A 10,872-nucleotide genomic window follows, 5' to 3' on the forward strand; every position below is an offset into this window, starting at 1 on the left:
ATTATGGCAAAATGTAAATTATTAATGTCTACTGCTCAAACACAAAAATTAATTGACTTTTTTGATGGGTATGAAGATGATAAAGTAAAATGTAAATTTGTTAAGAAAACAGGAATTAAAGCTGAAATTGAGTGTGAAACTGAATTAACACCAGATGAAGCTGCTTCATATTGTAAAGGATTATTCAAAAAGACACCTGATGGAGCTGTTTTATACTTCTCAATTCAACCAGATGGTTTCTTTGGTTAAAAAATAAGGACAATGTCCTTATTTTTTTCTTTCTTATTTTATAATATTTGATATAATAAAGCAGAAAGTGGTGAAAATATGAAAGATTATAGTGAATATTTTAAAGGTCCATCTTTAAAAGATGCGAAACATAGAGGAAAAGATGAAATTCATCATATTGATGATGCTTATGAAATTCCTGCTGATATGGTAGGAATTGGTAAGGGACAAAAATACTTTATCCAAACATATGGTTGTCAAGCTAATGAACGTGATAGTGAGACATTAGCTGGGATATTGGAAAGTATGGGATATCAACCAACTGATGAAATTAAAGATGCTCAAGTTGTTTTATTGAATACTTGTGCAATTAGAGAAAATGCTGAAGAAAAAGTCTTTGGAAAAATTGGCTATTTAAAAAAAGTTAAACGTACAAATCCTAATATTATTTTTGGGATTTGTGGATGTATGGCACAAGAAGAAGTGGTTGTACAAAAAATCTTAGAAAAACATCCTCAAGTTGATTTGATTTTTGGTACCCACAATATTCATCGTTTACCAGTTCTTTTAAAACAAGCTATGTTAGAAAAAGAAATGGTTTTAGAGGTGTGGTCTAAAGAAGGCGATGTGATTGAAAATTTACCAAGTCATCGTGCTCATCCTTATAAAGCTTGGGTTAATATTATGTATGGATGTAATAAGTTTTGTACATATTGTATTGTTCCCTATACGAGAGGAAAAGAACGTTCTCGTTTAAAAGAAGAAATCATTGCTGAAGTCAATGATTTAAAAGAACATGGTTATCAAGAAATTACTTTACTTGGACAAAATGTTAATTCTTATGGAAAAGATTTTGATAATGGGTATACGTTTGCATCATTGTTAGAGGATGTCGCAAAAACTGGAATTCCACGTATTCGTTTTACAACAAGTCATCCTTGGGATTTTAGTGGTGATATGATTGATGTGATTGCCAAGTATGAAAATATCATGCCAGCTATACATTTACCTGTTCAATCTGGGAATAGTGAAGTTTTAAAGCGTATGGGTAGACGTTATAGTCGTGAACAATATTTAGAATTATTTGATAAGATTAAAAAGAAAATACCAGATTGTACAATTACAACAGATATTATTGTTGGTTTCCCTGGTGAAACAGATGAACAATTTGAAGATACAATGAGTCTTTATGAACATTGTGAATATGATTTAGCATATACATTCATTTATTCTCCTAGAGAAGGAACACCAGCAGCGAAAATGGCTGATGATATTGACATTCATACCAAAGAACAACGTCTCTATCGTTTAAATGATTTGGTTAATGAAAAATCATTAATGCAAAATCAAAAGTTCTTAAATCAAGTTGTAGAAGTCCTTGTTGAAGGAACATCTAAAAAAGATCCAGAGATGTTAACAGGTTATACAAGACATCAAAAATTAATTAATTTTAAAGGTCAACCAGAACATATTGGTCAAATTGTTAAAGTGAAAGTTACTGAAGTCAAAACATGGGCATTGAAAGGTGAAGAAATTGAATAAAGAAATTGAAGATAAAGCTAAAAGATTAAATCAATGGATTTTAAATCAAGAAGTTGTAAAAGAATATCAAAAGTATGAACAGTTGATTAAAAATAATTCCTCACTTCATCAATTAGAAGAAGAATTAAAAGATTTACAACAAAAAATTGTAATGTCTAAACATCAAAACATTGATTGTGAAATAATCATGAAAGAATATCAACAAAAAAGAAAAAGCTTTGATGAAAATCCTCTTGTTCATAACTATTTAGTCTTAAAACAGGAAGTCAATGACTTATTGCTTTTGATTCAAGACAATATTAATCAAGAATTGTCAAAAAAAGATTGACGAAAGCAGGAAAAATCTATATAATTTCTTCAATAAATTACAAAAATAAACAAATAAAGGAGAGAAAACATGGCATATTTTTTTGATGAACCATCACACACATTTAACGAATATTTATTAGTTCCAGGATACTCAAGTGCAGAGTGTCAACCTAAAAATGTAAGTTTAAAAACACCTTTGGTTAAATTTAAAAAAGGGGAAGAACCTGCATTATCTTTAAATATTCCTCTTGTATCAGCAATCATGCAATCTGTATCTAATGATACAATGGCAGTGGCTCTTGCAAGAGAAGGTGGAGTTTCATTTATTTATGGATCTCAAAGTGTTGAATCACAAGCTGAAATGGTAAGAAAAGTAAAGGCTTATAAAGCTGGTTTTGTACCAAGCGATTCAAATATTGCACCTGATCAAACATTAAAAGATGTAATTGAATTAAAAGAAAAAACTGGACACTCTACAATGGCTGTAACTGAAGATGGAACAGCAAATGGGAAGTTAGTAGGAATTGTCACTGGTAGAGATTATCGTGTATCTCGTATGGATTTAGATACAAAAGTATCTGAATTTATGACACCATTTGATAAATTAATTACTGCCCCAAGTGGTGTATCATTAAAAGAAGCTAATGATATTATTTGGGATAACAAATTAAATGCTTTACCAATTATTGATGAAAATCAGAAATTAGAATATTTTGTCTTTAGAAAAGACTATGAATCAAGAAAATCTAATCCAAATGAATTATTAGATGATTCAAAACGTTACGTAGTTGGAGCTGGTATCAATACAAGAGATTATGCTGAACGTGTTCCAGCATTAGTCGAAGCAGGAGCTGATGTTTTATGTATCGACTCTAGTGAAGGATTCAGTGAATGGCAAAAATTAACAATTGATTGGATTAGAGAACATTATGGTGATAGTGTCAAAGTTGGAGCTGGAAATGTTGTTGATGCTGAAGGATTTAGATTCTTAGCAGAAGCTGGTGCTGACTTTGTGAAGATTGGAATCGGTGGAGGTTCTATCTGTATCACACGTGAACAAAAAGGTATTGGTAGAGGACAAGCAACAGCAACAATTGAAGTTGCAAAAGCAAGAGATGAATATTTCAAAGAAACTGGTATCTATGTTCCAATCTGTAGTGATGGAGGAATTGTTCATGATTACCATATGACATTAGCTTTAGCTATGGGTTCTGATTTCATTATGTTAGGTAGATATTTCTCTCGTTTTGATGAATCACCAACAAATAAAGTCAATATCAATGGTCAATATATGAAAGAATACTGGGGTGAAGGAAGCGCTCGTGCAAGAAACTGGCAACGTTATGATTTAGGTGGAGATAAGAAGTTGTCATTTGAAGAAGGTGTTGACTCTTATGTTCCTTATGCTGGTTCATTAAAAGATAATGTTGGTTTAACACTTGCTAAAATTAAATCAACAATGTGTAACTGTGGAGCTTTAACAATCCCTGAATTACAAGAAAAAGCAAAAATTACACTTGTTTCTTCAACAAGTATTGTTGAAGGTGGAGCACATGATGTTGTTTTAAAGGATTCAACTCCATCTCATAATCAATAAAATAAGCGAAGGTATAGCCGATTGGTTATACCTTTTTTTTAAAATTTGTGGTAATTTGGGGAATATATCATATAGTATACAGAGGTGGATTTATGAGCAATAACATAAGAGAGATTTATACCAAGGCGATTGTCGCTAAAGGCAAGAAATTATCTAAGAATACGTATAATTTAGCTTTGGCACAAGTACCTAATGAGATATTAGGGTGTTGGATATCAAATCATCACTATGAAGCAGCAATTAAAAATCGAGTTCCTAAAATTATTGGGACATTTGATGTTCATGTCTGGTACAGTTGTCATGATGAAATGGATTCAATGGTTGAAAAACATCAAGTCACTTATATTGATGATATGCAGGTGAGTAAAAAAGAAAATCGTGAATTTGAAGCGAGTGATCAAGTCAAAGCACGTTGTTTGTCAAAACCAAAATGTTTATCTGCTTATCATACCAATGCAAATGTGACATTAGAGATTGAAAAAGAAATGCAGATTGAAATCAGTGGGGAAACTTGTATTAAAGTTGAAGTGAAAAATGAAGAAGAAGTTTGGGATGAGTTTGATGATATTGAAATTAATCCAGACTTTATTAAGAATTCTTAGAAAAACGCGTGTGCGTTTTTTCTTTTCTTTATTTGTCAAATTATGCTATAATATTGTAGTTATTAAGGAGTGGTAAAATGAAGCAAAAATATTCGCCAATGATGATGCAATATTTAAAAATAAAAGAACAAAATCAAGATTCAATTGTTATGTTTCGTTTAGGAGATTTCTATGAAATGTTTTTTGATGATGCGATTGTTGTCTCTAAAGCTTTAGATCTTGCTTTAACTGGAAAAAATGCAGGAGCTAAAGAAAGAGTTCCAATGTGTGGAGTTCCTTTCCATTCAGTGAGTGGTTATATTCAAAAACTTATTGATTTAGGACATAAGGTTGCAATTGTAGAACAATTAAGTGATCCTGGTAAAAAGGGTATTGTTGAACGTGGTGTTGTTCAAATTATTACTCCAGGAACAATTATGGATGCCTCATTAAATGAGAAAAGAAATAATTATATTGGAGCATTAGGAGTTTTTGATTTTAATTATACTTTAGCTTATTGTGATATTTCTACAGGAGAATTCTATGTTGTTAATTTTGATAAACAAGCTCATCTTTTAAAGAATCATATTGATGCTTTGGGATTAAAGGAAATTGTTGTAAATGATCGTTCTTTAAGCTTTGATGATGTTTTTGTTTCTTTTTATGAAAATGATAAATTTAATGAAGGATATAAAAAGATTTTTGATTCTATTACTGATTTAAAAGAAATCAAGATCTGTTCACTTTTATTAAATTACATGATTGAAACTCAAAAACGTGAATTAAGCCATATGCAGGCGATTCAGGAAGTTAAAACGGAGGACTATATCTATATGGACTCTTATACGAAAAAGTCCTTAGAATTGGTTAAAAATGCGGATCATGAAAGTTATGGAACATTACAATGGTTATTGGATGAAACCAAATGTGCAATGGGTGGAAGATTACTTCGTCAATGGATAGAAAGACCTTTGGTTAATCGAGAAAAGATTGAAAAAAGAATGGATATTATTGAATTATTAATTGATAATTTTATTGAAAGAGAAACTATGAAAGATATTATCAATGATATCTATGATTTAGAAAAATTAGCTGGTCGTATTGCTTTTGGAAACGTCAATGCTAGAGATTTAAAATGGATTGGTTCTTCTTTAAAAGTTATCCCTGAATTAAAACATCAACTATTAGCCTTAGATCATCCTGATACCAATCAATTAGCTCAACAACTTATTGATTTATCACATATTACGAGTTTAATAGATGAAGCGATTGTTGATAATCCACCACTAACAATAAAAGAAGGTGGTCTCATTAAACAAGGATATAGTCAAGAATTAGATGAACTAAGATATATTCGTGATAATGGGAAACAATGGCTTAGTGAATTTGAACAAAAAGAAAGAGAAAAGACTGGAATTAAAGGCTTGAAGATTGGTTATAATAGAGTCTTTGGTTATTATATTGAAGTGACAAAAAGTTATTTATCAATGGTAAAAGATGAATTTGAATATACAAGAAAACAAAGTATCTCAAATGCTGAAAGATTTGTAACACCTGAATTAAAAGAAATGGAAGCGAAGATATTAAGTGCTAATGATAAGATGGTTGCTTTAGAATATGAAATCTTTGTGCAAATCAGAGATTATATTAAAAAAGATGTCCATTTAATCCAAGATGTTGCAAGTGTTGTTGCACAAATTGATGTTTATCAATCTTTAGCTAATAAAGCAAGTCAAAATGGCTATGTACGACCTACATTTAATGATCATCATACCATGCATATTGAAAATGGTCGTCATGGGGTTATTGAGCAAGTTATTTCAAGACAAAATTATGTTCCTAATGATTTAAATATTAAAGAAGATGAACCTATATTATTGATTACAGGACCAAATATGGGCGGAAAATCAACTTATATGCGTCAAATTGCTTTATGTGTTATTATGGCGCAAATTGGTTCATTTGTACCTTGTGATCAAGCTGATTTACCAATCTTTGATCAAATCTTTACCCGTATTGGAGCAAGTGATGATTTGATTTCAGGTCAATCAACTTTTATGGTTGAAATGTTAGAAGCTAACAATGCTTTACGTTATGCTTCAAGAGATTCATTGATTATTTTTGATGAAATTGGTAGAGGAACAGCAACCTTTGATGGTATGGCTATTGCTCAATCAATGATTGAATATATCGCAACATCAATTCAATGTATTACACTATTTTCTACACATTATCATGAATTAACCATGATGGATGAATCTTTCCATATTCAAAATGTTCATGCAAGTGCATCAGTAGAAGGTGATAAGATTGTTTTCTTATATAAAATCAAGCCAGGACGTTCGCACCGTTCTTATGGTATCAATGTTGCTCAATTAGCCAAATTACCAGATGCAGTCATTGAACGCTCTAAAGTCATCTTACAATCTTTAGAAAATAACAATATTGAAACAGTAATCAGTGAAAAAGTGGAAATGCCTTCTACTATCCAAAAAGAAAGTGCTGTAGAAAAAGCCTTAGAAAGAATTGATCCTATGGCTTTATCGCCATTAGATGCTTTAAGCACATTAATTGAACTTAAAAAATTATTATAAGTGAGGTGACAATATGCCCAAAATTAGACAATTAGATGATATTCTTTCTAATAAAATAGCTGCCGGTGAAGTTGTTGAAAGACCATCAAGTGTCGTTAAAGAACTTGTTGAAAATAGTATTGACGCTTCGGCATCAAGAATTGACATTTTTATTGAAGATGGTGGTTTACAATTGATTAAAGTTGTAGACAACGGTGAAGGAATGGAAAGCGCTGATGCAAAGATGTGTTTTTCTCGTCATGCAACAAGTAAAATAAAAGATGATCATGATTTATTTAATATTATGACATTAGGATTTCGTGGTGAAGCGATTCCTTCCATTGCTTCAGTCAGTCATTTTGATTTAAGAACATCCACAGGTCAAGAAGGAACTTTTGTGACTTATGAGTTTGGAAAATATAAAAATGAAGGAACTTGTGATTTGCCACGTGGAACGCAAATGACAGTGACTAAGCTTTTTCAAAATGTACCTGCTCGTTTGAAATATTTAAAATCAGTTAATAGTGAATTTGCCGCTATTCATCAATATGTTGAAAGAATAGCTTTAGCTTATCCGCAGATTGCAATTAGACTTTATCATAATGACAAGGCAATCTTTCAAACCAATGGCAAGGGTCAATTGCTAGAAGTTATTGCTAGTATGTATGGAATAGCAACGGCCAAAAATATGTTACCTATTCATTTAGCCAATGATGAATTTTCAATTGATGGTTATATCAGCAAAATTGATACATCACGTGCTTCTAAGACCAATATTATTACGCTTGTCAATCATCGATATGTAAAAAATGCAATGAGTATAGATGCAATTAATAATGCTTATCGTGCTTATTTGGCTGATAATCGTTATCCGATTGCTGTGATTAATATAGAAGTTGATCCTTATCTTGTTGATGTGAATGTCCATCCTTCTAAATTAGAAGTCAGATTCTCTAAAGAATATGAGTTAAGAGATTTGATTTTTGAAGGAGTCAGTGAAACATTAAAACAAGTCAATTTGACTTATCAGGTTAAAAACAAAGAAACAGAAAGAGAAACCTTTAAACCACAGCTCGATCAGGTAACCTTTGACTTAGAAGAAACTCCACCTCTTGTGTATCAAGAACCAGTTCAAGAAGTGATAAAAGAAGTTAAAGAAACTTCAACTCTATATCAAAAACAACCAATTATTGAAGAAAGCCAACCAATTGAAAAACCAATACAACAAAAACCAATCAAAGAAAAAATCTATGCTAAAACGCAAATTCATGGGACTTATTTGATTGGAGAAAATGAAAAAGGCATGTACCTTGTTGATCAGCATGCTGCTCAAGAAAGAATTAACTATGAATATTATAAAGAAAAATTCTCACATTTAGATTTAACAATGCAGCCTTTGCTTGTTCCATTACAATTAGAATATCCAATGAGTGAGTTTTTGGTTTTAGAAGAAAGAAAAAATGTTCTAGAAAAAGTTGGGATTCATTTGGAAGTTTTTGGTGAACATGGATATATTGTAAGAAATTTGCCATTATGGATGAAAAAAATCGATGAAAATATTTTTGTTGATGAAATGATCCAAGAAGTTTTACATAAAAATTATTTAGATGTCGTATCACTTCAAGAACATGCGATTGCTACACTTAGCTGTAAGGCTTCATTAAAAGCGAATACTTATCTATCACCTAGTGATATGCAAACGATTTTAGATAACTTGATGCGTTGTGATAATCCTTATGTGTGTCCACATGGGCGACCTACCGTTTTATTTTACAGTGATTATGAATTAGAAAAACTATTTAAGAGGGTGGTTTAGATGAAAAAAGGAATTGTGAGTCTGGTTTTAGATTTTGTTTTAGGTGGAGCTGTTATTATGATGATGAGTTATTTTTTTGATGGGGTTTATGTCAAAGATTTTCAAGTTGCTTTTTTAGTGGCAATTGTCTTGGCTTTACTGAATACTTTTATTAAACCTATTTTAACGATTATTGCTTTGCCAATTACAATCACAACGCTTGGTTTATTTCAACTCGTCATTAATGGTTTTGTTTTAGCGATTGCTCAAACAATCTTCGCCCCTGATTTTTATATTGAATCTTTTGGTTTAACGGTTATAACGGCAATTGTCATTTCCATATTGTATAGCTTACTTGGAATAGGTAAGATCAATGAATAAGGTTATTGTGGTGATTGGTCCAACCAGTGTTGGAAAGAGTAAAATGGGGGTTGAACTTGCAAAAGCTTTAAATGGAGAAATTATTAGTGGAGATTCCATGCAAATTTATCAAGGAATGGATATTGGAACAGCCAAAGTAACAAGTGAAGAAATGGAAAATGTGATTCATCATTGTATAGATATTCTCTCACCAAAACAAAGTTATAGTGTGAAGGATTTTCAGGAAACTGTAAGAAAACAAATTGATGAAATTACGAGTCGTGGAAAGTTACCAATTATTGTAGGGGGAACAGGACTCTATATCAAAGCAGCTTTATACGACTATGAGTTTAGTGAAACAAAAGATGATCATGAAACATATAAAGAAAAATATAAAGATTATGATAATCAGCAATTATATGATTATTTAAAAAGCATTGATGAAAAAAGTGCTTTGACACTGCATCCACATAATCGTCAGCGTGTCTTAAGAGCAATTGAGATATATGAACAAACTGGTCAACGAAAAAGTGAAATCATTGAAGCTCAACAACATGTCTGTCTTTATGACGCTTATTTTGTTGGTTTGACATTAGAGCGAGAAGTCTTATATCAACGAATCAATCATCGTGTTGATGTGATGAGAGATTTAGGACTAGAAAAAGAAGTGACAGATTTATATCATCAAGGCTTAAACCGTACATATCAAAGTATGAAAGCTATTGGCTATAAGGAATGGTTTGATTATTTTGATGGTCTTATAAGTAAGGAAAATGTTTATGAAAATATCAAAAAGCATTCTCGTCAGTATGCCAAAAGACAATATACTTGGTTTAAGAATCAATTTGATGTTCATTGGTATCATGTCAATCTTAATGATTTTCAATCAACAGTTCATGATGTTTTAAGGGATATTTTAGCTTAAAATATCCTTTTTCTGTTCTGGCAACCAATGGTTGTCACTTTTCTAAGTGGTGGTTGATTGTCTTTGATAGGAATTATTGTATAATGGATTTAGTAAAAAGAGAGGGGATACAATGAAATTACAAGAGAATTTAATACGATTAAGAAAACAAAAAGGTCTTTCACAAGAAGAATTGGCATATCAGCTAGGAATCTCAAGACAGTCTGTCAGTAAATGGGAGTCTGGTACATCGGTTCCAGAATTAGAACGGTTAGTTGAGATTTCTGAATTATATGGGGTTTCATTAGATGAACTGGTTAAAGGTGAAAATTCGGTTGTTCAAGGGATGGTGATTACAGATGAACAATTACATCGGGTCATTAGAAAAACAAGAGAATATGAATATAAGAGTCGTTTGAAAATTGGCAATTTACCACTTGTTCATATTAATTTTGGATATGGAAAAAAAGTTGCCAAAGGGATAATCGCAATTGGAAATATTGCTATTGGTGTTTTGAGTTTAGGTGGTTTGTCATTAGGAGTTTTATCTCTTGGTGGCATTGGAATGGGTTTATTAAGTATTGGAGGTTTAGCAATCGGGGGTTTGTGTTTTGGTGGCCTTGGTATTGGTTATATGGCAGTAGGTGGCCTTGCGATTGGTATTTATGCTTGTGGAGGTTTAGCGATTGGTCAAACTTTGGCAATCGGTGGAAAAGCCATTGGTCATATTGCGATTGGTGCGAGTGCGACAGGAAAGTATTGTCTAGAAGGATCAAATATTTCTGGCCGAGAGATTTTATTGTTTTTACGTACAATTCCTGAGTCGTTACCTAATTGGTTATTTAATGCTTTGACTTCTTCAAGTTTTTCAATAATGAAAATAAAAGGGGCTGTAACGAGTAAATAAACATGTTATAGTTTCATATTACGCAAAAAGCGCTCATTTGAGCGCTTTTTTTGGTATAATTTAGTCGATGAAAACA

The 10,872-nt window shown here is 31.6% G+C and carries 10 protein-coding genes; all 10 read left to right on the forward strand.

The genetic code is table 11. The annotated features are described in order from the left end of the window. Window positions 1-3 precede the first annotated feature (3 nt). The 10 genes from EDD60_RS14740 (at window position 4) to EDD60_RS14785 (ending at window position 10,796) form a co-directional block, all read left to right on the forward strand. Entirely contained in the window at window positions 4-249 is a 246-nt protein-coding gene (locus EDD60_RS14740; protein WP_066447303.1) for a hypothetical protein, read from the forward strand. Between the two features lie 78 nt (window positions 250-327). Then, window positions 328-1,770, forward strand: a complete 1,443-nt coding sequence (miaB, locus tag EDD60_RS14745) for a tRNA (N6-isopentenyl adenosine(37)-C2)-methylthiotransferase MiaB (RefSeq protein ID WP_132226526.1) — start codon at window positions 328-330, stop codon at window positions 1,768-1,770. Beyond that, window positions 1,754-2,098 (forward strand): YlbF family regulator, encoded by a 345-nt coding sequence (locus EDD60_RS14750; RefSeq protein WP_066447309.1) that lies wholly within the window; start codon window positions 1,754-1,756, stop codon window positions 2,096-2,098. The genes miaB and EDD60_RS14750 overlap by 17 nt, the downstream gene beginning before the upstream one ends. Window positions 2,099-2,167: 69 nt before the next feature. After that, window positions 2,168-3,676, forward strand: a complete 1,509-nt coding sequence (locus EDD60_RS14755; protein WP_066447311.1) for an IMP dehydrogenase — start codon at window positions 2,168-2,170, stop codon at window positions 3,674-3,676. 92 nt (window positions 3,677-3,768) lie between these two features. Next, window positions 3,769-4,278, forward strand: coding sequence for an outer spore coat protein CotE (cotE, locus tag EDD60_RS14760; protein WP_066447314.1), 510 nt, complete (start codon window positions 3,769-3,771; stop codon window positions 4,276-4,278). Between the two features lie 77 nt (window positions 4,279-4,355). Then, window positions 4,356-6,851: a DNA mismatch repair protein MutS gene (gene mutS, locus EDD60_RS14765; protein WP_066447315.1), complete on the forward strand. Its 2,496-nt coding sequence runs from the start codon at window positions 4,356-4,358 to the stop codon at window positions 6,849-6,851. 13 nt (window positions 6,852-6,864) lie between these two features. Next, window positions 6,865-8,646, forward strand: coding sequence for a DNA mismatch repair endonuclease MutL (gene mutL, locus EDD60_RS14770; protein WP_066447317.1), 1,782 nt, complete (start codon window positions 6,865-6,867; stop codon window positions 8,644-8,646). Continuing rightward, complete coding sequence (locus EDD60_RS14775; RefSeq protein WP_066447322.1) at window positions 8,647-9,006, forward strand: phage holin family protein; 360 nt, start codon at window positions 8,647-8,649, stop codon at window positions 9,004-9,006. Next, complete coding sequence (gene miaA, locus EDD60_RS14780) at window positions 8,999-9,910, forward strand: tRNA (adenosine(37)-N6)-dimethylallyltransferase MiaA (RefSeq protein WP_066447324.1); 912 nt, start codon at window positions 8,999-9,001, stop codon at window positions 9,908-9,910. Before EDD60_RS14775 ends, miaA begins: the two co-directional genes overlap by 8 nt. A 112-nt stretch (window positions 9,911-10,022) precedes the next feature. Further along, on the forward strand, window positions 10,023-10,796 hold the full coding sequence (locus EDD60_RS14785) for a helix-turn-helix domain-containing protein (protein ID WP_082787383.1): 774 nt from the start codon (window positions 10,023-10,025) through the stop codon (window positions 10,794-10,796). The last annotated feature ends 76 nt before the right edge of the window (window positions 10,797-10,872 follow it).

Origin of the sequence: Longibaculum muris, from assembly GCF_004343035.1 — a bacterium.
Lineage (GTDB): Bacteria > Bacillota_I > Bacilli_A > Erysipelotrichales > Coprobacillaceae > Longibaculum > Longibaculum muris.